Source organism: Nocardia nova (assembly GCF_002933465.1).
In the GTDB taxonomy this organism is placed as follows: Bacteria; Actinomycetota; Actinomycetes; order Mycobacteriales; family Mycobacteriaceae; genus Nocardia; species Nocardia nova_B.
In genome coordinates, this window is record NZ_PSZE01000019.1 from 26,508 (window position 1) to 53,391 (window position 26,884).

Annotated in this window: 28 protein-coding genes; 11 read left to right on the top strand and 17 right to left on the bottom strand. The window is 67.5% G+C overall.

All coding sequences use genetic code 11. The annotated features are described in order from the left end of the window. Window positions 1-9 precede the first annotated feature (9 nt). A complete protein-coding gene (locus C5E41_RS21545; RefSeq protein ID WP_104377601.1) occupies window positions 10-969 on the top strand; it encodes an electron transfer flavoprotein subunit alpha/FixB family protein in 960 nt (319 codons plus the stop codon). Between the two features lie 100 nt (window positions 970-1,069). Here the strand turns inward: C5E41_RS21545 and C5E41_RS35265 are convergent, their stop codons facing one another. After that, window positions 1,070-1,243, bottom strand: coding sequence for a hypothetical protein (locus tag C5E41_RS35265; RefSeq protein ID WP_258081151.1), 174 nt, complete (start codon window positions 1,241-1,243; stop codon window positions 1,070-1,072). Between the two features lie 223 nt (window positions 1,244-1,466). On the opposite strand from C5E41_RS35265, the gene C5E41_RS21555 reads away from it, so the two are divergent. From C5E41_RS21555 to C5E41_RS21575, 5 genes are all read left to right on the top strand, one after another. Next, the gene (locus tag C5E41_RS21555; RefSeq protein ID WP_104377602.1) at window positions 1,467-2,492 is read left to right on the top strand and encodes an aminoglycoside phosphotransferase family protein; all 1,026 of its coding nucleotides are present in this window, start codon (window positions 1,467-1,469) and stop codon (window positions 2,490-2,492) included. 304 nt (window positions 2,493-2,796) lie between these two features. Next, window positions 2,797-4,263: an ATP-binding protein gene (locus C5E41_RS21560; RefSeq protein WP_258081152.1), complete on the top strand. Its 1,467-nt coding sequence runs from the start codon at window positions 2,797-2,799 to the stop codon at window positions 4,261-4,263. Next, window positions 4,263-4,691, top strand: a complete 429-nt coding sequence (locus C5E41_RS21565) for a roadblock/LC7 domain-containing protein (RefSeq protein WP_030515692.1) — start codon at window positions 4,263-4,265, stop codon at window positions 4,689-4,691. The genes C5E41_RS21560 and C5E41_RS21565 overlap by 1 nt, the downstream gene beginning before the upstream one ends. After that, a complete protein-coding gene (locus tag C5E41_RS21570; protein WP_030515691.1) occupies window positions 4,688-5,038 on the top strand; it encodes a DUF742 domain-containing protein in 351 nt (116 codons plus the stop codon). Before C5E41_RS21565 ends, C5E41_RS21570 begins: the two co-directional genes overlap by 4 nt. Further along, complete coding sequence (locus C5E41_RS21575; RefSeq protein WP_104377604.1) at window positions 5,013-5,660, top strand: GTP-binding protein; 648 nt, start codon at window positions 5,013-5,015, stop codon at window positions 5,658-5,660. Before C5E41_RS21570 ends, C5E41_RS21575 begins: the two co-directional genes overlap by 26 nt. Window positions 5,661-5,714: 54 nt before the next feature. Here the strand turns inward: C5E41_RS21575 and C5E41_RS21580 are convergent, their stop codons facing one another. Then, window positions 5,715-6,572 (bottom strand): LysR family transcriptional regulator, encoded by an 858-nt coding sequence (locus tag C5E41_RS21580; RefSeq protein ID WP_104377605.1) that lies wholly within the window; start codon window positions 6,570-6,572, stop codon window positions 5,715-5,717. Between the two features lie 112 nt (window positions 6,573-6,684). Between C5E41_RS21580 and C5E41_RS21585 the strand changes: the two genes are divergently transcribed. After that, complete coding sequence (locus C5E41_RS21585) at window positions 6,685-7,980, top strand: NAD(P)/FAD-dependent oxidoreductase (RefSeq protein WP_104377606.1); 1,296 nt, start codon at window positions 6,685-6,687, stop codon at window positions 7,978-7,980. 74 nt (window positions 7,981-8,054) lie between these two features. Here the strand turns inward: C5E41_RS21585 and C5E41_RS21590 are convergent, their stop codons facing one another. Next, the gene (locus C5E41_RS21590) at window positions 8,055-8,759 is read right to left on the bottom strand and encodes an SDR family NAD(P)-dependent oxidoreductase (RefSeq protein WP_104377607.1); all 705 of its coding nucleotides are present in this window, start codon (window positions 8,757-8,759) and stop codon (window positions 8,055-8,057) included. Between the two features lie 94 nt (window positions 8,760-8,853). Between C5E41_RS21590 and C5E41_RS21595 the strand changes: the two genes are divergently transcribed. Then, complete coding sequence (locus C5E41_RS21595; protein WP_104377608.1) at window positions 8,854-9,519, top strand: TetR/AcrR family transcriptional regulator; 666 nt, start codon at window positions 8,854-8,856, stop codon at window positions 9,517-9,519. Window positions 9,520-9,756: 237 nt separating this feature from the next. Here the strand turns inward: C5E41_RS21595 and C5E41_RS21600 are convergent, their stop codons facing one another. Together C5E41_RS21600 and C5E41_RS21605 are read right to left on the bottom strand one after the other, a co-directional pair. Then, entirely contained in the window at window positions 9,757-10,296 is a 540-nt protein-coding gene (locus C5E41_RS21600) for a DUF1697 domain-containing protein (protein WP_104377609.1), read from the bottom strand. 48 nt (window positions 10,297-10,344) lie between these two features. Then, on the bottom strand, window positions 10,345-11,088 hold the full coding sequence (locus C5E41_RS21605; protein WP_181063360.1) for an acyltransferase: 744 nt from the start codon (window positions 11,086-11,088) through the stop codon (window positions 10,345-10,347). A 195-nt stretch (window positions 11,089-11,283) separates the two neighbouring features. On the opposite strand from C5E41_RS21605, the gene C5E41_RS21610 reads away from it, so the two are divergent. Beyond that, window positions 11,284-12,729: an outer membrane protein assembly factor BamB family protein gene (locus C5E41_RS21610; protein ID WP_258081153.1), complete on the top strand. Its 1,446-nt coding sequence runs from the start codon at window positions 11,284-11,286 to the stop codon at window positions 12,727-12,729. Here C5E41_RS21610 and C5E41_RS21615 read toward each other — a convergent pair. The 8 genes from C5E41_RS21615 to ctaD form a co-directional block, all read right to left on the bottom strand. Further along, a complete protein-coding gene (locus C5E41_RS21615; RefSeq protein WP_104377612.1) occupies window positions 12,713-13,990 on the bottom strand; it encodes a THUMP-like domain-containing protein in 1,278 nt (425 codons plus the stop codon). The two genes, C5E41_RS21610 and C5E41_RS21615, sit on opposite strands and share 17 nt — an antisense overlap. A 274-nt stretch (window positions 13,991-14,264) precedes the next feature. Further along, entirely contained in the window at window positions 14,265-15,242 is a 978-nt protein-coding gene (locus C5E41_RS21625; RefSeq protein ID WP_039779972.1) for a class I SAM-dependent methyltransferase, read from the bottom strand. A 37-nt stretch (window positions 15,243-15,279) separates the two neighbouring features. Then, window positions 15,280-16,044 carry an enoyl-CoA hydratase-related protein gene (locus tag C5E41_RS21630; protein WP_104377614.1) on the bottom strand — a complete coding sequence of 255 codons (765 nt, stop codon included), beginning with the start codon at window positions 16,042-16,044 and terminating at the stop codon, window positions 15,280-15,282. A gap of 33 nt (window positions 16,045-16,077) precedes the next feature. Further along, window positions 16,078-16,911, bottom strand: coding sequence for an NUDIX hydrolase (locus C5E41_RS21635; protein ID WP_104377615.1), 834 nt, complete (start codon window positions 16,909-16,911; stop codon window positions 16,078-16,080). Between the two features lie 99 nt (window positions 16,912-17,010). Continuing rightward, window positions 17,011-17,841, bottom strand: a complete 831-nt coding sequence (locus tag C5E41_RS21640) for an ABC transporter ATP-binding protein (protein ID WP_104377616.1) — start codon at window positions 17,839-17,841, stop codon at window positions 17,011-17,013. A 127-nt stretch (window positions 17,842-17,968) separates the two neighbouring features. Further along, window positions 17,969-18,772 (bottom strand): peptidyl-tRNA hydrolase, encoded by an 804-nt coding sequence (locus tag C5E41_RS21645; protein WP_104377617.1) that lies wholly within the window; start codon window positions 18,770-18,772, stop codon window positions 17,969-17,971. Next, on the bottom strand, window positions 18,772-20,025 hold the full coding sequence (gene serB / locus C5E41_RS21650) for a phosphoserine phosphatase SerB (protein ID WP_227995335.1): 1,254 nt from the start codon (window positions 20,023-20,025) through the stop codon (window positions 18,772-18,774). Before serB ends, C5E41_RS21645 begins: the two co-directional genes overlap by 1 nt. A 220-nt stretch (window positions 20,026-20,245) precedes the next feature. Then, a complete protein-coding gene (ctaD, locus tag C5E41_RS21655) occupies window positions 20,246-21,982 on the bottom strand; it encodes an aa3-type cytochrome oxidase subunit I (protein WP_104377618.1) in 1,737 nt (578 codons plus the stop codon). 199 nt (window positions 21,983-22,181) lie between these two features. Between ctaD and C5E41_RS21660 the strand changes: the two genes are divergently transcribed. Then, the gene (locus C5E41_RS21660) at window positions 22,182-23,258 is read left to right on the top strand and encodes an ABC transporter substrate-binding protein (protein WP_104377619.1); all 1,077 of its coding nucleotides are present in this window, start codon (window positions 22,182-22,184) and stop codon (window positions 23,256-23,258) included. 39 nt (window positions 23,259-23,297) lie between these two features. Here C5E41_RS21660 and C5E41_RS34015 read toward each other — a convergent pair whose 3' ends face one another. After that, window positions 23,298-23,795, bottom strand: coding sequence for a hypothetical protein (locus tag C5E41_RS34015; protein ID WP_181063353.1), 498 nt, complete (start codon window positions 23,793-23,795; stop codon window positions 23,298-23,300). A 169-nt stretch (window positions 23,796-23,964) separates the two neighbouring features. Between C5E41_RS34015 and C5E41_RS21670 the strand changes: the two genes are divergently transcribed. Continuing rightward, entirely contained in the window at window positions 23,965-24,264 is a 300-nt protein-coding gene (locus C5E41_RS21670; RefSeq protein WP_104377620.1) for a hypothetical protein, read from the top strand. On the opposite strand, the gene nrdF is transcribed toward C5E41_RS21670, so the two are convergent. The 3 genes from nrdF to C5E41_RS21685 all read right to left on the bottom strand — a co-directional run bounded on the left by nrdF (window position 24,233) and on the right by C5E41_RS21685 (window position 26,810). Further along, window positions 24,233-25,195 carry a class 1b ribonucleoside-diphosphate reductase subunit beta gene (gene nrdF, locus C5E41_RS21675; protein ID WP_030515669.1) on the bottom strand — a complete coding sequence of 321 codons (963 nt, stop codon included), beginning with the start codon at window positions 25,193-25,195 and terminating at the stop codon, window positions 24,233-24,235. The genes C5E41_RS21670 and nrdF overlap by 32 nt on opposite strands. A 253-nt stretch (window positions 25,196-25,448) precedes the next feature. Beyond that, window positions 25,449-26,069: a nucleotidyltransferase domain-containing protein gene (locus tag C5E41_RS21680; protein ID WP_104377621.1), complete on the bottom strand. Its 621-nt coding sequence runs from the start codon at window positions 26,067-26,069 to the stop codon at window positions 25,449-25,451. A 15-nt stretch (window positions 26,070-26,084) separates the two neighbouring features. Beyond that, window positions 26,085-26,810, bottom strand: a complete 726-nt coding sequence (locus tag C5E41_RS21685; RefSeq protein ID WP_104377622.1) for an alpha/beta fold hydrolase — start codon at window positions 26,808-26,810, stop codon at window positions 26,085-26,087. Window positions 26,811-26,884: the final 74 nt, after the last annotated feature.

Here is a 26,884-nt window from a genome sequence, read left to right on the forward strand (position 1 = left end):
AGAAGCAACATGGCAGAAGTACTCGTGCTCGTCGAGCACGCCGAAGGTGCGCCCAAGAAGGTAACCACCGAACTCCTCACCGCCGCTCGCACGCTGGGCACCCCGGCCGCGGTCGTGCTGGGTGCGCCCGGTACCGCCGACAAGCTGGCCGACGCGCTGACCTCGGCCGGTGCCGAGAAGATCTACGTCGCCGAGTCCGACGACGTCGAGGGCTTCCTGGTCACCCCGAAGGTCGACGTGCTGGCCGGTCTGGTCGAGTCGGCCTCGCCGGCCGCCGTGCTGGTCGCCGCGTCCGCCGAGGGCAAGGAGGTGTCGGGTCGCCTGGCCGCCCGCATCGGCTCCGGCCTGCTGGTCGACGTCATCGACGTCAAGGAGGACGGTACGGCCGTCCACTCCATCTTCGGTGGCGCGTTCACCGTCGACGCCAAGGCCACCGGCGACGTGCCGGTGATCTCGGTGCGCCCGGGCGCGATCGAGGCGGCGCCGCAGGCCGGCGCCGGCGAAAAGGTAACCGTCGAGGTTCCGGCTCAGGAAGAGGGCGTCACCAAGGTGATCTCCCGCGAGCCCGTCGTCGGTGGCGACCGTCCGGAACTCACCGAGGCCACCATCGTGGTCTCCGGTGGTCGCGGCGTCGGCAGCGAGGACAACTTCCACAAGGTCGTCGAGCCGCTGGCCGACGCGCTGGGTGCCGCGGTCGGCGCCTCGCGTGCCGCCGTCGACTCGGGCTACTACCCGGGCCAGTTCCAGGTCGGCCAGACCGGTAAGACCGTGTCGCCGCAGCTGTATGTGGCCCTGGGCATTTCGGGCGCGATCCAGCACCGCGCCGGCATGCAGACCTCGAAGACCATCGTCGCCGTCAACAAGGACGAAGAGGCGCCGATCTTCGAGATCAGCGACTACGGCATCGTGGGCGACCTGTTCAACGTCGCGCCGCAGCTGACCGAGGCGGTCAAGACCCACAAAGGCTGATCGAGACCCCTGCAGGGAGTACGGCTCGCCGAATCGGTACCTCGCGGTATCGGTTCGGCGAGCCGTCTGCGTTCCGTCCGCGCCGTTCGGACCGTGCTCTTCAGTCCGGTGCCCCCTGCGGCTGGTTCCTGCCGACGGTGATGCCGATGACGGTCGGTATGCACAGCGCGAGCCCCCACGGCACCTCGCCCCAGAACGGCCAGAAGTATCCGGCGCCGATGGCCAGCCAGATCACGACGCACAGGATGTTGACGAAGACCCAGGGCGTCCACATGATCAGCACCCAGGGCGGCACCCGCCCGGCCCGGGCGGCGCCCGCCCGGCCCGCCGCTCGACGATCTTCTCCCGGTCCGCGTCCGAGGCCCGCACGTGCTCGTTTCCCACGGGCCAAGCCTAGAGGCGACCCTCGCCACGCGCCGGGGAACATCACCCGGAACTCGTACGGGCAGGCGGTAATCCGCTTGCGCTCCCCCGCCGCCCTCGCCCAGGCTGAGGCGGTGCCGACTCCGAACGGACCGCCGATCGCGCTCCCACCCGAGGTCGTCGAGACCGTGAGCACGGTCTTCGGCGCGCGCGGCCGGACCTGGCTCGCCGAACTTCCCGAGCGCGTCGAGACTCTGTGCGCGCTCTGGCAACTGACGCCGCTCGGCTCCGCGTTCGCCGGTGGCACCCATTCCTATGCCGCTCCCGTTCGCCGCGCCGACGATTCGGTGGCGGTGCTGAAGATTCCGGTGGTCGACGAGGAGAACATGGGTGAGGCGGCCGGGCTGTACTGCTACGACGGCGACGGATCGGTCCGCCTGCACGACTACGATCCCGGCAGCGGCGCCCTGCTGCTGGAGTGGGCGCGGCCGGGTACGCCACTGCTGGCGCAGCCCGGATTCCCCAGCCTGGAAGGTCTGCCGGAACATGCGGACAAGGTCGATCTGGCCTGCCGCTTGTATCGGCGTCTGCGCCGGCCGCCCGTCGCTCTACCCGACGGTTATCCGGACATTCCCACCGTTTCCGCCCTGGTCGCCGACTGGACGGTCCGCTTCGGACAGCCGAAACCCGAACTGACCCACACCGTTCCGTCCACCCTGCTGGACGCCGCGGTGGCTCGATGCGCCGAACTGTCCCGGCCGCGGGAACCGCTGGTCGTCGTCAATCGCGATACCCACCTGGGCAATATCGTTGCCGCCGAACGGGAGCCGTGGCTGCTGATCGACCCGAAACCGTATCTCGGCGAGGCCGCATTCGATATCGGCTTCCTGATCACGATTCGGATTCAGCGCTTGCCGACCGCCGAGCACGCGAAACGAATGGTCACTGCCACTGCCGCGGCCACCGGCGTCGACCCCGGGCGAGCGTGGCGGTGGGCGTTTCTGCGGGCAATGGAGGAAATATCCTGGGCCGTCGATGATCACGCACCCGAAGACCTGCGGTTACACCTCGCCGTCGCCACCGCGCTGCACGCCGTCGCGGCGTCGTTCGAGGTGAATCGAGGCCCGGCGAACCCGCCGAGTCCGAAACACCGGCGATGAACATATTCCCTACCGAGCCGTAGATAACGAATCGGTCGCTGCCACCCGGAATTGCTGCTATCTTTGCTGTCGTCGGGTGCTGGGGCCGATCGGGATCCTCTACCGGTAGGTCGATGGTGAATTCGCCTGTCCGGTAAGCGCTTCGAGGTCCCATTCAGGTTAGGTGCAGTATCATCCTGCCTGCCGCGTTCCCGCCGTCCGACCTGAGTGTTATCCCGGCCGCGCCGATCGCGGTCGTCGAGTTGGAAAGGACGAAGCGGCCGGAAATCCGGCACCGAGGGAACTGATGAATCAAGCTACCGCCGTGACTCTTTCGTGGATCCTCGCCGCCATTCTGATACTGACGATCGCGGGAGCTCTGTACGCCGCGTATTACGCGTCGCAGCAGCGCGCCCGCGCCCGCAGTGCCGAGGCGGAATTGCGCGCCCACGAGGACGAGCTCGAACATTTCACGAGCACCACAATGGGTTTGGTGGCCGACTCGGTGCGCCGCGCCGAATCGACGGTCGAATTGCCCGCCATCGACCGCGGCGGTTCTCGCTTCGCCCAGCTGCTGCAGCGGCTGACCGAGCGTTACGCCGACGACCTGCACCGAGTGGCCGCCGAAACCCATGAGCGCACCAGCCACGAGCTGGAATACGAGAAGCAGCAGGCGATCTCCGCCACCGAGGCCGACATCCGCGAACAGATCGAGAACGCCTCCCGCGAGGCGACCAGCGCCGCGGTGCGCGCGTTCGGCACCTCCGTGGTCAGCCTGGGCGCCGACGTCGGCCAGGTGGTGAGCACCGCGCTGCGCCAGCACCGCGGTGACGACGTCTACGAGACGCTGATCCGCATCGACCACAGCGTCCAGCAGATGATCCGCCAGGCGCAGTCGTACGTGATCGTCTGTGGCGGTCTGCCCGGTCGCCGCTGGCCGCAGCAGTCGCTGACCGACATCGTCGGCGGCGCGATCGGCCGCGTCCGCGACTTCACCCGGATTCGGCCGCAGCAGCTCGATCGGGTGATCATCAGCCGTGCGGTCGAACCGCTCGTGCACACGATGGCCACCCTGCTGGACAACGCCCTGCGCTACTCGCCGCCGACCTCGTTCGTGGACGTCACCTTCCAGGAAGGCCACCACGGCTTGACGGTGATCATCGACGACGCCGGCGTGCGGATGAACCCCGAACAGATGGAAGAGGCCCGCCAGATCCTCGCCGGCGAGCGCACCGTCGACATCCACCAACTGGGCCCGACCCCGCGGGTGGGTTTCCCAGGCATCGCCGCGCTGGCCCGCCGCTACGGCTTCACCGTGTACATCGACGGACCCAATATCTACGGTGGTATGCGCGCGATGGTCTACGTGCCCGAGGGACTGCTGGCCGCGCGGCCCGACAACCTCGAAAGCGTCACGGCCCCACCGATTTCCACACCGATCGAGGTCGCCGCGATACCCGCCGCGGGCGGGAGCGCTCATGCCGCCCCCGCCCCGGTGACCCTCTCCGCGGCACCGGCCGCCCCGGTCGCCGAGGCGGAGCCGCTGCCGGCCGCGGACCCGACACCGACCGGTCAGTCGTCCACGGTGCACGAGATCACGCCGGGCGGGCTGCCGCGCCGGCGGCGGCGCAGCGTGGCGTTGCCCGCCTCCGCCCGCGGGCCCCGCACCGATACCGGACAGCCGCATACCGATACGGGCCTGCCCCGGGTCGATATCGCCGAAGCCTGGCAGACCGGTTCCACCAGCGGACGTGCAGCCGCACATGACAACTCCGAAGGGATGACATCCTGATGGCCACACCCGGCACCACTGTGACCGACGGCGATAACAAGCTGTCGTGGATGCTCGAGGATCTGACCGTTCCCGGCGTCCGATTCGCCGTACTACTGTCCGAAGACGGCCTGCGCATCGCTCACGTCGGTGCCATCTCCCTCGACGACGCCGAGCGCTTCGCCGCCGCGGCCTCCGGCCTCAGATCCCTGGGTAAGGCCCTCAGCGAATTCTGCGGCGGAGCGAACACGGTGCGCCAGAACATGACCGAGTACGACGAGGGCATGATCTTCATCACTGCGGCCGGTGAGGGCGCCCTGATCGGCGTCTCGACCATGTCCGACGTGGATGTCAGCATGGTCGCTCACCGGATGAACGAACTCGCCGTCAGAGTCGGCCGCGAACTCGGCAGCCTGCCCCGCCACAGGCCCGGTAGCGATCGGGCATGAGCAAGCACCGGCGCGATCCCGACCTGGTCCGTGCCTACGTACGCACGGGCGGACGTACCCGTGCGACTCGCTCGGTCGACCTGGTGACACTTGTTGTGGCAGCACAGGATCCGACGCCCGGTGCCAGTCCGGACGCGCGCCGGGTTTTGAACGTCTGCAGTCGGCACGCTGCACTGTCGCTCGCCGAAGTGGCCGCATATCTCGACCTGCCGCCCTCGGTAGTGAAGATCGTGGTATCGGACCTGCTCGACAGCGGCCATCTGGTCAACCCGACCCCGGCGGACCATGTGCCGGAGGTCGCCCTGCTCGAGGAGGTACTGAATGGGCTCCGCGCTCTCGCCGTCTGAGCGCCCGACCGCCCTGTCCGAACGACCCGCCACTGTGACCGACCGTACGGTCGACTATGTACCGGAAACGGTCACGCGATCGGTGAAGCTGTTGGTAGCAGGTAATTTCGGCGTCGGTAAGACCACGTTCGTCAGCAGCGTCTCGGAGATTCGTCCGCTGCGCACCGAAGAGACCATCACCGAGGCCAGCGTCGGTATCGACGATATGGCCGGTCTCCCGGGCAAGCAGACCACCACGGTGGCCATGGATTTCGGGCGCATCACGCTCAATCCGCAACTGGCACTGTATCTGTTCGGTACGCCGGGACAGCGCCGCTTCCTGCCGTTGTGGGAGGAGCTGGCCAACGGCGCACTCGGTGCGCTGGTGCTGGTCGACACCCGGCGCATCGACAAGGCGGACGAGGTGCTCTCCATCCTCGAGGAACGCGGCGTGCCGTATTCCGTGGCGATCAACGAATTCGACGGTGCGCATCGCTTCCCACTCAGCGAGATCCGCGATGCGCTGGACCTGGAACCGGGCACCCCGCTGACCGCGTTGGACGCCCGCGACCGCGGCACCTGCCTGCGATCGCTGATCACGCTGGTGGAATTCCTGTTCCACCGGCTCGAACCTCGCCCCTGACCGTCTCACCCCGAGCAACGCCGTACCGGCCTCCGGTGCGGCGTTGCTCTGTTTTCACGAGCTGCGCAGGGCGGCCAGCAGGGTGACCAGGATGGGTGAGCGCCGGATATCGCTGCGAAGTACAGCCGAGACCGGAATGCGCAGCGGCCGGCCGGCGAGTTCCAGGGTGGCGATCCCTTCGGTGGCGCTGTCGGCGTAGAGGATCGTCCAGGCGTCGGGCCGATTGATCAACTCCATCGTCGCGGTGTGGTCCGGCGGGATCGGCGGGCCGTAACTCGGGCGGGTCGGCAGTTCGGCGAACGCGTGCCGGACCACGTTGTGCAGAAGCACCTGTTCCGTCTCCGGGGGCAGCAGCAGCGGATATTTCCCCAACTCGGCCAATGTCACATCACCGCGGCCGGCCAGCGGATGGGCGGTCGAGGCGGCGATGACGAGGTCCTCCACCCACAGTTGTTCGACCGTCAGACCAGGCTGTTCGACACTGCCGCGGATGAGAGCAAGATCACAATCACCATCGGCGACCGCAGCGATGCGCTGTCGGAAAGGCTTGATGACGAACTCGATTTCGGCACCCGGATGCGCTTCGCGTGCTCCGGCTATCGCGGACAGCGATCTTGTTGCGAAAGACATATTCGCCGCCAGGCGAATTCGTGGCCCAGAGTCGCGGACAGCTGCGCGAATAGCGGATTCGAGGCTCAGCATTTGTTTCGCAAGGGGAAGTAGCCGAACGGTTGCCTCAGTCGGCACAACGGAGCGCGTGGAGCGTTCGAAGAGCTGCACACCAAGATCGTGTTCGAGCCGCGCGATTTGATGACTGATAGCCGATTGCGATATGAAGCAGCGCACAGCGGCGCGACTGAAGCTCAACTCCTCGCATACCGCGACGAAGTAGGTGAGCTGACGAAGTTCCATGCAAGATCTCCATTCATGAATGATCTAGATAAGAGTCATCAATATTATGCGCCCTGACCCCCGAAACATCCAGGCCACGAATCGCGTTTACTCATGACAGAAGGAGGCTGTCATGCAAGACGTGGATGCGGGAATCGAAACCACCGATGTGGTCATCGTGGGTTCGGGGTTCGGCGGGCTCGCCGCCGCGAAGCAGCTCAGCAAATCGGGGATCGGCTACGTTCTCATCTCGGCGACGCCGGAACATCTGTTCCAGCCGCTGCTCTATCAGGTAGCGACGGGTGTGCTCCCGTCCACCGACATCGCCCCGCCGATCGCGCAGATCCTGCGCCGGCACAAGAACGCGGATGTGCGGCTTGGCAAGGTCGTCGATATCGACGCCGCCGCCGCTGTCCTCACCTACGAAACCGAGCAGGGGCCGCGCAAGATTCGCTATGGCTCGCTGATCGCGGCCACCGGGGCCACCCAATCGTATTTCGGCCGCGACGATTTCGCGGAGAAGACCTTCTCGCTCAAGACCATCGACGATGCCGAATTGCTGCGGGCGCAGATCGAGCGCGTATTCGCCGAGGCGGCGAAGGCCGATCCGGAAACTCGGGAACGGCTGCTGAGCTTCGTAGTCGTCGGCGCGGGTCCGACCGGCGTCGAGGTCGCCGGTCAGCTCAAGGAGCTCGCAAAACGCCACTACCACCAGGAGATTTCGGTGACCCTGGTGGAGGGCGCGGGCGCGGTGCTGCCGCCGTTCGGTGGCAGCCTGTCGGAGTATGCCCGCAAGTCGTTGAGCCGCAACGGCGTCGAGGTACTGCTGGATACCTTCGTCACCGATATCGAAGCCGGCAAGGTGACCGTCAAGACCAAAGACGGTGTCGAGCGCGGTATCGGCGCCGAGACCGTGGTGTGGTCGGCGGGTGTGGCGGCCGGCGGATTCGCCACGCTACTGGCCGAGGCCACCGGGTGCGAAACCGACCGTGCCGGACGGCTTCTCATCAACCCGGACTGCACGGTGGGCGGACACGCCGACGTCTACGCGATCGGCGATATGACCTCGCTGAACGGCTATCCGGGCCAGTCGCCGACAGCCATGCAGGAGGGCCGCCACGTCGCCGACATCATCCGCGGCAAGAAGCAGCCCGGCACCCCCTTCGTGTACTGGGACAAGGGTTCGATGGCGGTGATCAGCCGGTTCAGCGCGGTCACCAAACTCAACGACCGCGTGAAGTTCACCGGCACCATCGCCTGGGCCACCTGGCTCGCCGTCCACCTGTTCTATCTGGTCGGCTTCCGTAACCGCTTCGTCGCGGTCCTGTCCTGGCTGGTGGCGTTCATCGGTACCGGCCGCCCGGGCTTCGACGAGAGTGACAAGCAGCCGCGGGCGACGAGGGTTCCCGAGAGCCGACAAGCGGCTTAGCCTGCCTCGACCGAATGTCCCCCTCGTCCGGGCCCGGCACTTATGCGGGCCGGAAGGCGCGGGTGCTGGCGCCGTCAAGCGGCTCGCTCGACCTCGGCGTCGGTCGTCGCCATGGTGAACAGCTCCTCGGCGAGTTCGTCGGGGTGAACACGCTGCACCTCGTTCGGTTCGACGGTGGCGAAATGGCCGGAATCGAACAGCTGCTGTGCCGCACTGTTTTCGATCAGGCGGGTGATGAGTAGCGCGCCGACACGAACACCGCTCGGGCGCACCTGCTGATCGACCGCGTAGAGGTAGTTCAGCATCGCCGATTGCGGAACGCTCGAACTGGCCAGCGCCGCTTGCGGATCGCGAATCGCACCACCCTGGGCGACGAGGACGGCGCCGGAACCGCGCGCGGTCATCGCGGGCAACAACGCATGCATGACGCGAACCGGAGTGGTCAGGTTGATCGGCAACCAACTGCGGAGGGTGTCCGCGTCCAAGGACAACGCGTCGACCGGCAACCGGCTCACATCCCCCGGACTGTAGACGACGACATCCGGAATGCCGTGCGCAGCGCGCAATTCGGCGAGCGCGTCGTCGATCCGAGCGTCGTCGGTCAGGTCGGCGAGCAGAGCATCCACCTCGACCCCCTCGGCCGCGAGCCGGGCACGCAGCGCTTCGAGCGTGTCGGCATTGCGTGCGATCAACGTCACCGAATAGCCGGCGCGACCGAAACGCATGGCTGCGGACAACCCCAACGCGGGCCCCGCCCCGAACACTGCCAGATGTGGCATCGCCAGTCCTCCATAACTTGATAGCCTACTCAATTTGAGTACCCTCTCAAGTTAGGCGAAGTCGAGTGGGTTTTCAAGTTGTTAGAGTGCGTACATGGTCGAGAACATCGCGAAAGGCGGTGAACCGGCTGCGGAAGCCCGGCCTCGCCGTCGCGACGCGCGGGACAATCGCGAGAAGATCGCCGCGGCGGCCCGCCGACGGTTCACGGCCGAGGGGTTGGACGCCTCGCTGAATCAGATCGCGCGCGACGCCGGGGTCAGTATCGGCACGCTTTACAACCACTTTCCCACCCGCGAGGCGTTGATCGACGACGCCCTCCTGGATCTGGTCGTGGCGTCGGGTCGCAGCGCGGAGGATGCCTTGCGGACGGCCGACCCCTGGGCAGGCTTGGTCGACCACCTGACGAAGCTGGCGCAGTGGCAGGCGAGCGATCGCGGCTTCACCGATATCTGCGTGTACTCGCTGCCCGCCGACAGTCCGATCGAGGTGGCGAAACAGCAGGGCCACACCCTCTTCCGGCAACTGGTCGCCCGGGCTCAGGAGGCCGGGCAGCTGCGCAGCGACATCACCGAAGCCGATCTCGGCCTTCTGCTGTGGTCGGTGGTGCGCGCGACCGACGGCGTGCGCGACGTCGCCCCCGAGGCGTGGCGCCGGCATCTGGCGGTCCTCCTCGACGGCTTACGCGCCGAGGCCGCCCATCCCCTTCCGGGAACCGCGCTCGACCACGAACAGGTCCGCGCGGCAATGACTCTGGACTGAAGCATCGGAAGCCCCCCGAACACAGCAGTCCCCGGTAGTCTCCATCGATACCTGAGCCTCAGTCGTCGCTGACGGCTCCGGTTGTTCGACTGGCTTGCCGGGGGCCTGGCCAGATCCTGGAAACCACCTCGTTGGCCGATCAACGTCTCGATCGACTACGTGATGATCTCCGGTGTTCCGGTGTACTGCTAAGTCTCCTCCTGATTTTTCTCCAGTCAAGACCACAGGGAGGAAAAACTACAGCTTGGCGAGCACTTTTTGCACTGTGAGCCAGGTGCGGGTGGTGATGTCCTTGCCGTAGACGGTCTCCACCCATGCCATGTGGTTGGGCGTCCCCGCGACGGAGTTGTCGATGACCGCCAGCAGCGCCCGCGCCGGTTCGTCGAAGCGCACGATCCGCACGGCCGACTCCAGGTTGCCGGGCGGTTCCGGCGGCGGGGCCCAGGCTCGATCCTTCACGAAGGTCGCCGTGAGATAGGTGCCGCGTGCATGTGTGAGGCCGGGAAAGGGATCGGAGTCCACCAGTTTCCGCAGCTCATCCCGGCTGCGGACGATGGTGCCGCCACCGATGCCGAGTTCCGCCTGCAACGCGGCCTGAATCCGCGATTCCATTGCGGCGATATCGGTTTCGGTGCTGCCGAAGACGATGTTCCCACTCGCCAGCACCGACCCCACACCCTCGTAGCCGAGGCCTTCGAAGACCGCCCGCAACTTCTCGTTGCGCATATTGGGGTTGCTGGGCATGATCCCCCGCAACCAGGCCGCATACCGGTTCATGAGCGGAAGGCTACCGGGCGTCACCGACAGGAATATCGGTGTGCCGGATCAGTCCGATCCCGCGCCGACTCCCGCCTTCTTGCGTTCGATATCGGCCAGAGCGGCGGCATGCCGGGCCCGCTCCTCGGCGGCGTCGTCCCAGGCCTTCTTGCGGTTCTTGACCACCCGGGCGGGAGCGCCGACGGCGATGCTGAAGTCGGGGATCTCCCCCTTCACCACGGCATGGGCGCCGAGCACGCAGCCGCGGCCCACCCGGGTCTCGCGCAGCACGGTCACCTTGGCCGCGATCCAGGTGTCGGGGCCGATGCGGACCGGGCTCTTCACGATGCCCTGATCCTTGATCGGCATGGTCACATCGTCCATCCGATGGTCGAAGTCGCAGATGTAGCACCAGTCGGCGACCAGGGTCGACTCGCCGATCTCGATGTCGAGATAGGTGTTGACGACGTTGTCCTTACCGAAGACCACCTTGTCGCCGATCCGCAGCGAGCCCTCGTGGCAGCGCAGCGCGTTGCCGTCGCCGATATGCACCCATTTGCCGATCTCCATGCGGCCGAGCTCGGGAGTGGCGTGGATCTCGACATCGCGGCCCAAGAAGACCATGCCACGCAGCACGATATGCGGGTTCGCCAGCCGGAATTTGAACAGCCGGTAGTACCGCACCAGATACCACGGCGTGTACGCCCGATTTGCGAGCACCCAGCGCAGCGACGCCCACGTCAGAAAGCGCGCCTGCTCCGGATCCCGGCGGCGCGAACCCCGCCAACGCGAACGCAACGGTGCGCCCCACATGCTCGTCACGGGCCAGCTCCCTTTCCTCGGGCGACGGTTACCTCGGTGGTCACCTGATCGAGGTACCAGCCTACTTTCGCACTGCGGGTGCGCGCTTGCGCCCCGCGAAATCGGATCGTGCATACTCCGCGGTACCACGGGGAGCGCTCGCATTCTCACCCAGCACGCTGTCACGACGGTGAATGTTCTAGTCTCGTGCAGGCCCGTTACGAACAGATGGGAGTCCAGCAGGTGCGAAGCGGCAGCCGGCGACCCGCGCGCAGCGAGCACGACCGCGGCGGACACCACCCGACGACGTTGCGCCACTCGGTAATTCGGGCAGGCGCCCCGAGGCGCGCGATCGCGGCGGTGGGCGCCCTCGGCCTGCTGGCGCTGACCGGATGTGGCAGCAGCACCATCGACGACATCAAGGTGGGGTCCGGCAAGGGCTGGCAGTCGGCCTTCCACGATGCCCGCAACAGCGGCGCGAGTCCCGTCCCCGGCGCCCGTCATCTGAGTCTGAGTTGGTCGCGCCCGATCGGCGGCCCACTGGCGAACGCGACCACGATCGGCCCGGACGGCCAGTTGTTCGTCACCTCCCGCACCACCACCGACTGTGTCGGCAAGCCGGGTACGACCGGCATGATCTTCTCGTTCCAGATGCCCACCGGGCGCAAGCGCTTCTGCAATGCGCTGGGACCGGATGCCGTCGCCGCGGCCTCGGCGGTCGACGGGGCGAGCAATGTATACGTCGGTGACGACGGCGCCATGTTCTCGTTCAACGCGCTGGGGCAGCCGCGCTGGCGCACTCCCGTTGCCGGCGTTCCGGTCTCGGTGCAGTTCACCCACGACGGCACCGTGCTGTCGGTATCGCAGTCCGGTCAGGTCGACGTCCTGGACCGGCAGACCGGCGACCGCGAAGTGTCGACCTATCAGGTGCTGGGCGACCCCGACTTCCTCGCGCACCCGAATGTCACGCGCCCACCGGACGGGCAGGGCATCGACGACTGCGCCGTCGGCGGTCCGCACTGCGCGGTGGCGAATGTGTCTGCGCTCGAACCGAATTCGGGCCGCTTCTATCTGACCGCCTGGCGGACCGGCGCGCCCGCGGCGTCCTTGGTGGCGCTGCACTACGGCGACAAGAAGGTCACCCAGGACTGGAGCGTCGATATCCTCACCGACGGCAGCGCGACCAGCCCGGCGCTGTCATCGGACGGGAAGACACTGTACGTGGGCGACAACAGCGGTCGCCTGCTCGCCGTCGATACCGCCGACGGTCACACGAAATGGACGCAGCCGCTGGGCTTCACCCCGCGCGGCGGTATCTCCGAACTCGACGGGCTGCTGATTCCGGGCGGCGACGACGGCCATCTGCTGGCGTTGCACGACAGCGGCGACCGTGCCGAGATCGCCTGGGAACGCAAGGATCTCACCCTGCGCGGCCGTCCGGTGCAGACGGCCGGCGATATCGGCTACGTGGTGGTGCCGATGGGTGATGCGCTGCATCTGCTGACCTTCGAGACGAAGTCGGGTAAGACGATCGCCTCCGCCCCGCTGCCGGGTGCGCAGGGCACGACGGTGTCCACCGCGATCGGACCCGACGGCCAGGTCGTGGTCGGCACCCGGATCGGCGAACTGTTCGCCTTCACGCCGGATCGGTAGAGTTCGCCGCCGACCCCACGCGCGGGGTTTCGCAGACGAATGCCGTTGCGGTACGGCCGATCCGGGTGATCACCACGGTGTGCGGGGTGCTGCCACGCGGTTTCATCCGGCGCCGCAGGGCATCGGGATCGACGTCGACGCCGCGGATCAGTATTTCCAGCGGACCGCAGTCGCGGCGGTGCAGTTCGGCGCGCAGCGGCTTCTCCCGGAACTCCAGCCGGTCCAGGATGCGGAAACCGCGCACACCTGGCGGCACCGTATCTCCGGTGAGATAGGCGATGCGCGGATCCAGTTGCCACAGGCCGTATCTCGCGGCGTAGTGGCGGACCAGACCGGCCCGGACCACCGCGCCGTCCGGGTCGACGAGCCAGGTCCCGGGCTCGCGGTCGGGAAGGTCGTCGGGCTCGGCGTCGGTCAGCGACCACGAGGAACCGTCGCTGCGCAGCACCGTCGCCCGCCTGCTCACCCCGGATTCGGTGAGCCCGCGCGACCACAGGCAGGCTTCGCGCACGGCACCGTCGAGGGAGACCACCTCGACCTCACCGTCCCAGGAAAGGCCCGCGTACCCGTCGGCAGCCGTCCGGTCGGCTCGCGCGGGCAGAGGTCGCACGCCCGGGCGCCGCAGCGCGAAACGGTCGAAATCCAGTCCGGGAGCGCATTTCACGACCAGATCGCGGTCGCGGTAGACGGCCATCAGCTCCGGTAACGGTGGTCGCAGCTGAGCCGGATCGTGGGTGCGCCGACCTCCCGCGCGCCGCGCCGGATCGGCGATCACCACGGCGCCGGCACTGCACGGCCGCAGCGCATCGGCCCGCACCAGCGCGACATTCGGCGCATCGGCCAGATTGTGCGCCGCCATCGCCAGGCGCACCCGGTCCAGATCGCTGCCGAGCACCGCCGGGCATTCGCGCCGCAGCGCGGCCAATTCCGCGCCGATCGAGCAGGTGACGTCGTGGACGGGACGCCCCGCCAACCGCCGGGCTCGGTGTCGCGCCACGAGACTCGGCGTCGCCTGCTGCAGAGCGTCGTCGGTGAACAGCCACTCGGCCGCGTCGTCGAGTTTGGCCGCCGCACGCCGGCGCAGCTGGACCGTCTCCACCAGCGCGGCCGTGCGGTCACCGTAGTCGCGCCGCAGCGTCTCCAGATCCCGCAGCATCGTCGCGGGAGCCAACGCGCGTCCTGCTGCGACCGCCGACAGCGCGTCCCGGCCGGCCGCACTGTCCAGATAGCCGACGTCTCCCGCTGTGAACGAATACCCCATCAGCGCGGCCCCCGCCGCCGCACGGACGAGACCGACTGGGCGGCAACCGATATCGCGCGGGCGAAGCCTTCGTTCCGGTAGCACACCGACACTGCCGCCGCCGGTCCGCGCGAAGGCGAGCGGACACTCTGCCGGCCGAACGAGATCCAGCCGATCCGGCTGCGCCCCTGTAGAGCCACCGCCGACGGCCGGATCGCGCACCCCACGCCCGCCGAGACGGTTCGCGCCGGACCGGCAGCGCAGCCGGTCGGCACGCGAAACAGCCTGCCGCCCACTACTTTCCGGCGGCGCCCGGCTTCACGCCGGTGATCATGGCGTTGTAGAAGAACTGGCGCGGCACCACGTGGCGCAGCACCTTCTCGTCGAGCTTGCTCAGGCCCAGCCATGCCTTGTACTGGGCCATCCGGTAGCGCCAGGTGAGTTTCTCCTCCGGCACCGCCGCCTCGAAGGTGCGCACCGGCCAGCCCCACAGCGCGGCGGCGAATTCCTCGGTCTCGGCGTGCACCTGCACCGCACCGGCGCTGCGTGCGATCTGCTCGAGCTCGGAGGGGTCGAAGGTGTGCAGGTCGACAACGGCCTCCAGGGCCGCGGCCCGCGACGACTCGTCCAGTTCGGCCTGCGGTCGCCGCCAGTCGGACAGGAACGGCAGTTTGGTCACCTCGGTGGTGACCTTCCAGGTGATCTGGCCCAGTTTGCGGGCGTAGAAGTTACCGATGGTGGTCGGCTCACCGGCGAAGACGAAGCGCCCGCCCGGCTTCAGCACCCGCAGGCATTCTCGCAGCGCCTGCTCGACATCCGGAATGTGATGCAGCACAGCATGTCCCACGACCAGGTCGAAGGTGTTGTCCTCGTAGGGAATGGTCTCGGCGTCGGCGACGCGGCCGTCGACATCCAGCCCCAGGTTCTGCGCGTTGCGGGTGGCGACCTTGACCATGCCCGGCGAAAGGTCGGTCACCGAACCGGTTTTCGCCACCCCGGCCTGCATGAGATTCAACAGGAAGAAGCCGGTGCCGCAACCGAGTTCGAGGGCCCGCTCGTACGGCAGCGGCGCATTCGGGGCGACGGCGTCGAAGCGGCCGCGAGCGTATTCGATGCAGCGCTCGTCGTAGGAGATGGACCATTTGTCGTCGTAGGTCTCGGCCTCCCAGTCGTGGTAGAGGACCTGCGCGAGCTTGTTGTCGGTGAGCGCGGCCTGGACCTCGGCCTCGGTGGCGTGCGGGTTCGGCGCGGGGTCGTCAAGACGTGCGGTCATGGTGGCACAGCGTATCCGAGTGATCACGCGGAGTGGGTCAGTGGCCCAGGAATTCCGCGGCGCCCGGACCGGACGCCGAATAAGAACGTGTTCCTACGCTGCGGTCTTCGGTTTCGAACAGCTCCGCCCACTCGGCGCGGGCGCGGTCGAGGCCGTGCGGACCGGCCTCGAAGACCCGTTTCGCGGCGGCCAGCGCGCGCGCCGGACCGGTGGTGAACTGCCGCGCCCACCGCAGCGCCGCACCGAAGACGTCGTCGGGCGCGACCACCTCGTCGACCAGCCCGATCGCCGCCGCCTCCTCGGCATCGACGTAACGGCCGGTGTACACCAGATCCTTGGCCGGGCCGGTGCCCACGAGCAGTCCCAGCCGGCGGATGCCCGCCACCGGGATGAGGCCCGCCCGAATCTGCGGCAGGCCGAGTTTCACGTTGTCACCTATGAGCCGGCGGTCGGCGCCCAGAGCGAGCTCGAGGCCCGCGCCGACCGCGTAACCGGTGATCGCGGCGATCGTCGGCTGCGGAATCCGGGCCAGGCAGCCCAATGCCTGCTGCAGGTCCGTGGCGACGGCGCCGGCCTGTGCGGGCGTCCAGCGCGCGAGTTCGGCCATGTCGTCGCCCGCGCTGAAGATTCGCTCGTCGCCGTAAACGATCACGGCCCGCACTTCGTCATCCGCCGCGAGGTCCGCGGCGGCCGCGGCCAGCTCCAGCGCCAGCTGCAGATCGACGAGATTCAGCGGCGGCCGCGCGAAACGCAGTACGGCGATTCCCGCCTCGATACGGTCCACGGTCACGAATTCGGCCACGGCGGCGAGCCTACTGTGCGCTGTGCTGTCGGCTCAGTCCCGGTTGGAACCCTGCAACCGGGACGCGTCCGGCATATCGGCGAAATAGCGGGCGTTGTTCGGGAATTGCAGCATCGGCTGGCCGTCGACCGGTTCGAAGAAAGGCGCGATCGGGCTGATCGAGCGTTCGGCCGCGAGAATCTCTGCGGTGGAGGCGAATTCGGCGATCGAACTCAGCTGCGTCCAGGTCGGCGGCAGCAGTACGTCCTCGCCGGCCCGCCAGCGGTCCAACGCCTGCGCCGGAGTCCGCCACGCCACCTCGTGCGCCTCGGTGGTCGCGCCGTCGGCGCGCTGCCCCTCCGGCAGAACCGCGACGAAGAAGTAGGTGTCGTAGCGCCGCGGTTCCACCACCGGCGTGATCCAGTTGTCCCACGGGCGCAGCAGATCCGCGCGCAGGACCAGATTCTCGTTCGCCAGGAAATCGCCGAACGACAGTTCGCGGCGCTCGAGCTGCTCCCGGGCAGTGCGGTAGGCGACGGTATCGGACACGACGGTGTCGGCGGTCGAGCCCGCCAGCAGGACACCGCATTCCTCGAAAGTCTCCCGGACCGCAGCGCACACCAGCGCCTGCGCACGCGCGCGATCGACCCCGAATTGCCGACCCCACCACGTCGGGTCCGGCCCCGCCCAGCCGATTTCCGCATCGGCGTCGGAGGGGTCGACACCGCCACCGGGAAAGACGGTCATACCGGCCGCGAAGGCCATCGCCTTGACCCGTCGTTGCAGAAATACTTCCGGACCGGATGCGCCGTCACGCACAAGCACTACTGTCGAAGCGTCCTTCGGCGCCGGTGGCTCGGCCTGGGTTTCCGCAACAGATTCACTCACAATCGCACCATAACGCGCGCTTGGTTCCGATCGGCAGCAGGTGCCCGAATGCGGCACCGGTGCGCACTGCGGGAACCCGCTGTGGCGCGGGAAGACAGCTCAGGCGCGGTGGCGGCCGAAACGCTGCGAGCGCCGCGCGAAATATCGTCCGTCGATGCGATCGAGGGCGATGGATTGGCGGAAGGCCTCGCTGAGGTTCTCCGCGGTCAGCACGTCCGAGAGCAGGCCCTGTGCGATCACATCGCCCTCGTTGAGCAGCAGCGCGTGGGTGAAGCCGGGCGGAATCTCCTCGACGTGATGGGTGACCAGCACGGTCGCCGGCGCATCCGGGTCGGCGGCCAGGTCACCCAGTTGCTCGACCAGTTCCTCGCGGCCACCCAGATCCAGCCCGGCGGCCGGTTCGTCGAGCAGCAGCAGTTCGGGATCGGTCATCAGGGCGCGGGCGATGAGAACGCGTTTGCGTTCGCCCTCGGACAGGGTTCCGTAGGCGCGGTCGGAAAGGTGTTCGGCGCCCAGGCTTTCCAGAATGTCGACGGCGCGATCGGTGTCGACATCGTCGTAGCGCTCCCGCCAGCGGCCCATCACGGCGTACCCCGCCGACACCACCAGATCCGACACCTTCTCGTCCGACGGGATCCGGCCGGCCACCGCCGCCGACGACAGGCCGATGCGCGGCCGCAGTTCGCTGATGTCGGTCTTACCGAGCACTTCGCCCAGCAGTGTGGCCGACCCCGAGGTCGGATACAGCTCGGCGGCGGCCATCCGCAGCAGCGACGTCTTACCGGCGCCGTTGGGGCCGAGCACGACCCAGCGTTCGTCGAGCTCCACCTGCCAGGTGACGGGACCCACCAGGGTGTGGCCCGACCGCCGGACGGTCACCTCGTTGAAATCGATGAGCAGATCGGGATCCGGTTGCGGCACGAGCTCCATCTTTGCCGACGCGCTCGATCCGTTGCCAACGTGGTCGGTGTACACGCTATCCGTCATAGTCGGCCACCCGCTCCGCCACGATCCGAATCGACCATTGCCACAGTGACATTCCGCACGTTTGAGCACCCTACGGCGGGCTCATCGCAGGCGCCACCGCGATCACCGTCATCGATCCGGGTGCGACTTCGGTGAATCCGGCGTCCCGGACGGCGGCGATCGTCTCCGGCCCGTCGCCACCGTGCACGCGGGCGCACAGCCGGACCCAATGATCCGGATCCGCATCACGGACGGCGCTGCGGAATCCACGCTGCGCCCAGGCGAAGGCTTGTTCCACCGGGAGCGCACCGGCCAGCACCATGCTCGCGTGACCGACCTGCGCCGCCGCCTTGCCGACGGTCATACCCAGGGCCGAATTCACCCACAGCACAGGCAGATCCGGGTCCGCGGGGCCGGGCTCGTCCGATTCGAGATCGGTGCCGCCGATCTGCAGTTTGCGGATGCGCGGGTCGATGTCGCCGACCGGGCCGGGTACGAGGGCGCGAGCCTCGGCGCCCTCCACCTCGAGCGTGACGCCGTCCACCTCGTTGGCCGCGAGCCACTGTGCGCCACGGGCCCGGCGCGCGACCTTCCGGATACGCGAGCGCTTCCACGCCAGGTAGCGGCCCTGCCACACACCGTCCGGGCCCACCCGCGGGTCCAGGCAGAGCGCCACGGCCGCGGCGGCCGCCGCCTCCAGTACGGCGCTGCGCCGCGGCGGTTCGGCTTTCGGTATGTGCAACACCATCTGCATGGCCTGCACCTGCGCGGGATCGTCGGGATCGCCACCGCCCCCGTAACCGAGCGCCAATTCCGCATGCCGGGCGCGGAAACCCGAATCCAGGAGCAGCGGCGGTGCGGCGTCGTCGGGCGCGTCGATCTCGGGTTCGGTCATCAGCTCAGCGGCACTCGGCGCAGCAGCCCGTCGCGGGCGTCCGCGGCCTCGACCTCGTCGCGGGTGACCCCGAGGATGAACAACACGGCGTCAAGGAACGGATGCGACAACGCGGTGTCGGCGACCTCCCGCAGCGCGGGCTTGGCCTGGAAGGCGATACCGAGGCCGGCGGCGTTGAGCATGTCGATGTCGTTGGCCCCGTCGCCGACGGCGACGGTCTGTTCCATCGGCACGCCGGCCTCGGCCGCGAAACGCCGCAGCGCCACCGCCTTTCCGGGCCGGTCGACGATCTCGCCGATGACCTGACCGGTCAGCTTGCCGTCGACCACCTCGAGGGTGTTGGCGTGCACGAAATCCAGTTCCAGCTCGTGCGCCAGCGGTTCGATCACCTGCCGGAATCCGCCGGAGACCACGCCGCAGCGGAATCCGAGCCGGCGCAGGGTGCGAATGGTGGTCCGCGCACCGGGGGTCAGCTCGATCCGCTCGGCGACCTGATCGATGACCGTTTCGTCCAGTCCGGTGAGGGTGGCGACGCGCTGGCGCAGCGATTCGGCGAAGTCGATCTCCCCGCGCATCGCGGCCTCGGTGACCTTGCGGACCTCCTCCTCGACGCCGGCGTGCGCGGCCAGCATCTCGATGACCTCGCCCTGGATCAGGGTGGAGTCGACGTCGAAGACGATGAGCCGCTTGGCCCGCCGGGCCAGCCCCGCGCGCTCGACGGCGACGTCGACCTTCTCCTTCGCGGCGACCTCGGCCAGCGCAGTGCGCAGGCGGGTCTCGGCGAGCGCGTCCTCGGTGGCCGGCGCGGTGACCATCAGCTCGAGGCCGGTCACCGGGTAGTCGGCGATGCCGCGGATGGAGTCGATGTTGACCTCTTGGGCGGCCAAAGTGCGCGCGATGGTGCTGAACGCGCGAGCGGTCACCGGGCTGCCGAGCACCACCACCGCGTGCGTGGACAGCGGCGCCCCGGAGACCGAATTGGCGCCGATCTCGACGTCGACCTGCATGCCGACGGTCGCCATCGCGTCTTCGAGCTGATCCTGCAGATCCTCCGGATCGCCCGGACTCGTCACCAGCACCCCGAGGGTCAGCCGGCCCCGGATCACGACCTGCTCCACATCCAGCAGGCTCACGCCGTGCCGGGACAGCGCCGCCAGCAGCACCGAGGTCACGCCCGGTTTATCGGGTCCGGTGACCGTGATCAGCACCGTCGTCTCGGTGGCAGTGCCACGATCGGACTCGGACGTGCCCACGCGCAACTCCATCTCTTCGTCACAGCTCCACTTCCGCGGCGATCGCGGTCCGCGACGGCCAGCAGACATTCTCTCAGGTCGGGTGCGGCCACCGGCGCGGACCGGTCGCCGGAGTCACTGCCGCACCGCCGACCCGGCGCGGCACCCCAGAAACGCCGAACGCGGCGGCCGTCGCACTGGACGGCCGCCGCGCCGGGATTGCTCTCTTCGAAGCGGGGTACTAGCTCGACACCTTCTCGAGCTCGGCCACGTGATGGGACTTCGAGCCCCAGCCCACGTGCGCCTCGGCCCGCATACGCTCCACCATGTGCGGGTAGTGCAGCTCGAACGCCGGACGCTCGGACCGGATCCGCGGCAGTTCGTAGAAGTTGTGCCGCGGCGGCGGGCAGGTGGTGGCCCACTCCAGCGAGTTGCCGTAGCCCCACGGATCGTCCACGGTCACGACCTCGCCGTAGCGGTAGCTCTTGAAGACGTTCCAGATGAACGGCAGCGTCGAGGCACCGAGGATGAAGGCGCCGATCGTGGAGATCGTGTTCAGGGTGGTGAAACCGTCGGTCGGCAGGTAGTCCGCGTAACGACGCGGCATGCCCTCGTTACCCAGCCAGTGCTGCACCAGGAAGGTGGTGTGGAAGCCGACCATGGTCGCCCAGAAGTGCCACTTGCCCAGGCGCTCGTCGAGCATGCGGCCCGTCATCTTCGGGAACCAGAAGTAGATACCGGCGAAGGTGGCGAACACGATGGTGCCGAAGAGCACGTAGTGGAAGTGCGCGACCACGAAGTAGGTGTCGGACACGTGGAAGTCCAGCGGCGGGCTGGCCAGGATGACGCCCGACAGACCACCGAAGAGGAACGTGACCAGGAAGCCGACCGAGAACAACATCGGTGATTCGAAGGTCAACTGCCCCTTCCACATCGTGCCGATCCAGTTGAAGAACTTCACACCGGTAGGAACCGCGATCAGGAAGGTCATGAACGAGAAGTACGGCAGCAACACCGCGCCGGTGGCGTACATGTGGTGCGCCCACACCGCGATCGACAGCGCCGCGATGCCCAGCGTCGCGTAGACCAGGGTGGTGTAACCGAAGATCGGCTTACGGCTGAAGACCGGGAAGATCTCGGACACGATGCCGAAGAACGGCAGCGCGATGATGTACACCTCGGGATGGCCGAAGTACCAGAACAGATGCTGGTAGAGGAGCGAACCGCCAGTGGCCGGATCGTAGATGTGGCCGCCCAGGTGACGGTCGTAGGCCAGCGCCATCAGCGCGGCGGTCAGCAGCGGGAAGGCCAGCAGGATCAGAACGCTGGTGACGAGGATGTTCCAGGTGAAGATCGGCATCCGGAACAGGGTCATACCCGGGCAGCGCAGGCAGACGACGGTAGTGATCATATTGACACCACCGAGGATGGTGCCCAGGCCGGAGACGGCCAGACCCAGAATCCACAGGTCGGCGCCGACACCCGGGGAGTGCACGATGTCCGACAGCGGGGTGTAGGCGGTCCAGCCGAAGTCGGCGGCGCCACCGGGGGTGATGAAGCCCGCGGTCGCCATGGTCGCGCCGAACAGGTACAGCCAGTAGCTGAACGCGTTCAGACGCGGGAAGGCGACGTCGGGCGCACCGATCTGCAGCGGCAGCACGATGTTGGCGAAGCCGAACACGATCGCGGTCGCATAGAACAGCAGCATGATCGTGCCGTGCATGGTGAACAGCTGGTTGAACTGCTCCGGCGACAGGAACTGCAGACCCGGACGAGCGAGCTCACCACGCATCAGCAGGGCCATCAGGCCGCCGATCATGAAGAACGACATCGCGGTCACCAGGTACATCACACCGAGGACCTTCGGGTCCGTGGTGGTGACGGCCTTGTAGATGAACGAACCCTTCGGGCCCAGTCGTGCCGGATACGGCCGTGTCGCTTCCAGCTTGGGGACTGGCTGGGGCTCTACAGCAGTCACTGATCCTCCTGAAGGTGTGCCTTCTGCTCGTTTCGCACGCTCGTGCGTTCCGGTGCATGACGAAACGACGGTGGCTTGCGCTAGAGGCATCGTAAACCGTGGCGCCCCAGGCGTCCGACGGGGTCCTACTCTGTGTCGTATTCGCCGCGCGGCCGGTGCCGCAACAACCCTGCGCACAGGCGCATGTACCCTACGCTGCATGCCGGTGAGCGAACGCGCCTCCACCCGAAAGCCCAAGACCCGCAAGCGCACCAGTGCGCGCCGGCTCTCGCTCGGCGGCGCGGCCGTCGGCGCGGTGGTCGCCCTGGTCACCGGGTGCGGCGCCGGCGGTGACGACGCATCGAGTTCGATCGTCCGGACCACCACGAATATCGCCGGCGCGAGCGTGGTCGGCATCGAGCGCGACACCACCCGCGCCTGTGCCCTGCCCAGCGCCCCCGACCAGGCGTCGGGCACCCACACGGTGGCGGGCACCCAGGTGCCGGCGGATCCGAAACGCATTGTCGTCCTGGACACCGCGGCGCTGGACGCGGTCTGCGCGGTGGGCCTGTGGGAGCGGGTCGTCGGCGCGACCACCCAGCCCGGCCGGGCGCCGCAACCGAACTATCTGGGCACCGGCGTGCTGAAGATTCCGAGCGTGGGGACCTCCGGAGCGGTGGACACGGCGAAAATCTCCGCGCTGCAACCGGATCTGATCCTGGGCGCCGCGGGTGACGGGGATCTCGCCGCCCTGCGCGGGCTCGCTCCGACCGTACTGGTCGACCATCGCGGCTGGCAGGACGATTTCACCGCCTATACAGAGGCCCTGGGCCGCGGTTCGGCCGGCGCGAAGGCGCTCACGGATTACCGCACGGACGCACGTGAAACCGGAGCCTCGATCGCGGCCAATTTCTCGCAAGCATCGGTTATTCGATTCTCCCCCAAGGACATTCAGGTCCAGGGCACCGACACGTTCGCGGGACAGGTGCTCGCCGACGCCGGTGTGCAGCGTCCTGGCGCCCAGCGCGATCGCTCATTCACGGTGGACAGCCTCGCCGCCGAAAGCGATCGCAACAAGATCGAGGGCGACATCATCTATCTGATGTTCGACGGTCCCGACGGTCAGAGCCACGGCGAATCAGTGATGAAAGGCGACGACTGGAAAAAGCTCGGCGCCGTCGCCGACAAACGCGATTTCGCCGTCGAGGACGACCTCTGGCACGGTTCCGGGCTCACCGCCGCGCGGGCGATCCTCGACGACCTGCGCAAGACGCTGAACGGGTACGTCACCGACTGAGCGAGCGGCGTATCGGTTCAGCGCAGCTCGGGGCCCGGTTCACCGGCCGTCCGCGTGGCCCGTCGACTCGTCGGCATCCGGCGGTTTCGCCGGCCCGCTCGTCGGAGTACGGCGCGGATCGTCGCGTGCCGCCCGCGGCCGCAATGCGTAGGCGGGCACCAACTGGTCGGTCAGGTGCAGCGGCGTCCGCCCGTCGGCATAACAGACCGAGAAATTCACCCGGCCCAGCCACTCGCCACTGAACGAGGGCACCCAGTGCGTCAATGTCCCCGGCCGCTCCCCCGTCATATCCAGACCCGCCCCATTGACGTGCCGGGGCGCGCCCGGATCCCGGATGAGAATCGCATCCAACCGCACCCACACCGGTTTCGGCGGCTGCACGAGCACCCGGTAGTAATAGCCGGTCTCGTTCGGATACCGCAGCTGCGGTTCGGTCCCCTCGGTCCGCGGAACACCGTCCGCAAGCCGCCTCGGCGCCCGGCCGGAGAACCCATCGCCCGCCCCCGCCGACGACACATCCCCAGCACTCGAACACATATTCGAATAATACCGGGCGGTCGGCCCGATCGACACTCACCCCACCGCATCCGGGCCACGCGTCGTTCCGGGCACGTCATGATGGGGCGGATGGGCGAACTTCTCGTATTGGTGAACGGTCTTCCCGGCGCCGGGCAAATCAACCGCCGGACCGGCGCTGGCACGGCTCTTGCGCGCCCGATTCCTCTCGAAAGACGCGGTCAAGGAGGCGTTGGCGACCTGCGTCGAGGATCCCGCCGATCTGCCGGATCTGGGCGGTGTCGCGATGGACGCGGTGTGGTCGCTGGCGCGAACCAGCCCCACCTCGGTCGTCATCGATTCGTGGTGGTTCGGACCACGAGACACGGAATTCGCCCGCGCCGGAATCGAGAAGGTGGGCGCGGACCGGGCCGTCGATTACACCGCCCTGGCCGCGCAGATCCACGGTCGAGCCGGGTTCAGAACTCCCAGTCCTCGTCTTCGGTGTTGACCGCCTTGCCGATGACGTAGCTGGAACCGGAGCCGGAGAAGAAGTCGTGGTTCTCGTCTGCGTTCGGGGACAGCGCCGACAGGATGGCCGGGTTGACGTCGGTCTCGTCGCGCGGGAACAGACCCTCGTAGCCGAGGTTCATCAGGGCCTTGTTGGCGTTGTAGCGCAGGAACTTCTTGACGTCCTCGGTGAGACCGACCTCGTCGTAGAGATCCTGGGTGTATTCGACCTCGTTCTCGTACAGCTCGAACAGCAGCTCGAAGGTGTAGTTTTTCAGCTCGTCGCGCTCGGGCTGGGTGAGGTCCTCGAGGCCCTTCTGATACTTGTAGCCGATGTAGTAGCCGTGTACGGCCTCGTCGCGGATGATCAGGCGGATCAGGTCGGCGGTGTTGGTGAGCTTGGCGCGCGAGGACCAGTACATCGGCAGGTAGAAGCCGGAGTAGAACAGGAAGCTCTCCAACAGCGTGGAGGCCACCTTGCGCTTGAGCGGCTCGTCGCCCCGGTAGTACTCGAGCACGATCTCGGCCTTGCGCTGCAGATTCGGGTTCTCCTCCGACCAGCGGAAGGCGTCATCGATCTCGCGGGTCGAGCACAGCGTGGAGAAGATGGAACTGTAACTCTTGGCGTGCACCGACTCCATGAACGCGATATTGGTCAGCACCGCCTCTTCGTGCGGGGTGCGCGCGTCCGGAATCAGGCTCACCGCGCCGACCGTGCCCTGAATGGTGTCCAGCAGGGTCAGACCCGTGAACACGCGCATGGTCAACTGCTTCTCGTGCGCGTTCAGCGTGTTCCACGACGGAATGTCGTTGGACACCGGAACCTTCTCCGGCAACCAGAAGTTGCCGACGAGCCGGTCCCAGACCTCGGCATCCTTCTCGTCGGGCACCCGATTCCAGTTGATCGCAGACACTCGATCGATCAGCTTCACGCCCGCTCACTCACCCTTCTCACCTCGCCGGACTGTGGGGGAATCCCTCACCCTGGACACTACTACTGGGGGCGGCCCACAACACACAACACAACAACTTGTGTCTTCCGGCTCCTGGGTAAATGCGTTCGGGGGTGGGAAGTTCCACATCGCAGTGTGCGACCAATGACCACCGCGCGATGCACAGGCTACTGCCGCCACGACGATCGCGGCAAAGATGCCGAAAGTTTGCGACAACGCCGGCGAGCGATTGTCAACGGCTGTGGTCCGACAGTGTTTCCAGCCAGGGATGACCAGGGTGTACTCGCGACAGCCACCTGGACAGCCGGGATCGCCGTGCGCTGTTCAAGAAGGGAAGCGCCTGCAGGAAGTCCGCCTCGTCCTTGGCTCGGCGGGCTTTCGCCTTGAACAGGAGTACGACCTCCGGAACAACGTAGGGGATGCCATCGGCGGTGTGCAGAATCAGCTCGTCACCGCGCAGGGTGATCGAGGGGTCGCGGCGACAGACCCATCGGTCGCCGCGGTGCGGCTCGCGGAATACGTCGAGGCGATACAGACCGGTCGTCGGTTCACGTAGCCATGTCTGATGCTGGTTGTCGGCTTCCTCGGGATACGGCCAGACGTGCCCGTCGCCGACGACGTCCCATTCGAAGCCGGGGAGGACGGCCGCGATATCGGCGAATCGCCCTCTCGGTACTCCGATTTCGAGATCGGAGTGCTCACGGTGGAGGCCGCCGACGAACAGATCCAGCGCCCAACCTCCTGCGACATACCAGTGTGGCGGGGTACTCGACAGTCGTTCGGCGACGTCGGCAGGCGTCCAGGCCTGCCAGAGCGAGTCGCATTCCTCGACGGACAACCGACGTCCGGCCATCTCGGGCGGCCTCCATCAGCTTCGGACGATTCGATTGTGTTTCGCGTCTTCCGACGTGACGGTTCCCGCACGTCCCTCGCTGAGCAGTAGTCCGGCGACAGCCTGGGGCGCCTCGCGCATGGCGTCGTGGCCGGTGGGGAGATCGTGGACCTGCCACCCGGGATCCGCTTGCAGGCGGGTGCGCAGTTCTGCGAACGGGGTGCGGTCTTCCCATCCCGAGCAGTAGACGAACTCCCGGCGAGGGACCCGCTCGAATGCGCCGGTGAGCCGGATCGTTTGCATGAAGGACGCGAGGGGGTGGAGCCGGCGGCGGGGGTCCCCGTCGCCCGGCGGGCACACGGCGTAGCCGGTGCTCGCGGCGCCGGCGGCGAACACGCGCCGGAAGTGCTCGTTCGTGGCGGACCAGCACGATTCGCCGGCGCGTGGGACGTACGCGTCGAGATGCACCAGGCGGGAAACCCGGCCGCCGGCGCGGTCGGCCGCAGCGGCGATCACCATCCCGCCGTAACTGTGACCGACCAGCGTCACGTCGGTGAGGTGGGCGCGGTCGAGGAGCCGCACCACGTCGCCGGCGTGAGTGTCGAGGTTGGCCGTCGCGACCGTCGCAGTGTCGTCGTCCGGCCGCAGACCGGTCAGAGTCAGGGCGTGGACGGTATGACCTGCGCGCTCCAGTAACGGAACCACCGCCTCGAACGACCAGGAACCCTTCCACCCGCCCGGCACCAAAACGTATGTCGCCATGTGCTTTACCTTCTCTCCAGCTGCGGCATCGAGGCACGCTGCCTCGAAGACCACTCCGCGTGGAGACAGTCTCA

Excerpts from the sequence above, each read along its gene's own strand:
- C5E41_RS21580 (WP_104377605.1), bottom strand. The coding sequence starts at position 6,572 with ATGGAACTTCGTCAGCTCACCTACTTCGTCGCGGTATGCGAGGAGTTG.
- C5E41_RS21660 (WP_104377619.1), top strand. The coding sequence starts at position 22,182 with ATGCCGGTGAGCGAACGCGCCTCCACCCGAAAGCCCAAGACCCGCAAG.
- C5E41_RS21640 (WP_104377616.1), bottom strand. The coding sequence starts at position 17,841 with ATGGAGCTCGTGCCGCAACCGGATCCCGATCTGCTCATCGATTTCAAC.
- C5E41_RS21605 (WP_181063360.1), bottom strand. The coding sequence starts at position 11,088 with ATGTGGGGCGCACCGTTGCGTTCGCGTTGGCGGGGTTCGCGCCGCCGG.
- C5E41_RS21585 (WP_104377606.1), top strand. The coding sequence starts at position 6,685 with ATGCAAGACGTGGATGCGGGAATCGAAACCACCGATGTGGTCATCGTG.
- C5E41_RS21625 (WP_039779972.1), bottom strand. The coding sequence starts at position 15,242 with ATGACCGCACGTCTTGACGACCCCGCGCCGAACCCGCACGCCACCGAG.
- C5E41_RS21645 (WP_104377617.1), bottom strand. The coding sequence starts at position 18,772 with ATGACCGAACCCGAGATCGACGCGCCCGACGACGCCGCACCGCCGCTG.
- C5E41_RS21575 (WP_104377604.1), top strand. The coding sequence starts at position 5,013 with ATGGGCTCCGCGCTCTCGCCGTCTGAGCGCCCGACCGCCCTGTCCGAA.
- C5E41_RS21685 (WP_104377622.1), bottom strand. The coding sequence starts at position 26,810 with ATGGCGACATACGTTTTGGTGCCGGGCGGGTGGAAGGGTTCCTGGTCG.
- C5E41_RS21565 (WP_030515692.1), top strand. The coding sequence starts at position 4,263 with ATGGCCACACCCGGCACCACTGTGACCGACGGCGATAACAAGCTGTCG.
- C5E41_RS35265 (WP_258081151.1), bottom strand. The coding sequence starts at position 1,243 with ATGTGGACGCCCTGGGTCTTCGTCAACATCCTGTGCGTCGTGATCTGG.
- C5E41_RS21570 (WP_030515691.1), top strand. The coding sequence starts at position 4,688 with ATGAGCAAGCACCGGCGCGATCCCGACCTGGTCCGTGCCTACGTACGC.
- C5E41_RS21615 (WP_104377612.1), bottom strand. The coding sequence starts at position 13,990 with ATGGGGTATTCGTTCACAGCGGGAGACGTCGGCTATCTGGACAGTGCG.
- C5E41_RS21590 (WP_104377607.1), bottom strand. The coding sequence starts at position 8,759 with ATGCCACATCTGGCAGTGTTCGGGGCGGGGCCCGCGTTGGGGTTGTCC.
- C5E41_RS21545 (WP_104377601.1), top strand. The coding sequence starts at position 10 with ATGGCAGAAGTACTCGTGCTCGTCGAGCACGCCGAAGGTGCGCCCAAG.
- C5E41_RS21680 (WP_104377621.1), bottom strand. The coding sequence starts at position 26,069 with ATGGCCGGACGTCGGTTGTCCGTCGAGGAATGCGACTCGCTCTGGCAG.
- C5E41_RS21600 (WP_104377609.1), bottom strand. The coding sequence starts at position 10,296 with ATGAACCGGTATGCGGCCTGGTTGCGGGGGATCATGCCCAGCAACCCC.
- C5E41_RS34015 (WP_181063353.1), bottom strand. The coding sequence starts at position 23,795 with ATGTGTTCGAGTGCTGGGGATGTGTCGTCGGCGGGGGCGGGCGATGGG.
- C5E41_RS21595 (WP_104377608.1), top strand. The coding sequence starts at position 8,854 with ATGGTCGAGAACATCGCGAAAGGCGGTGAACCGGCTGCGGAAGCCCGG.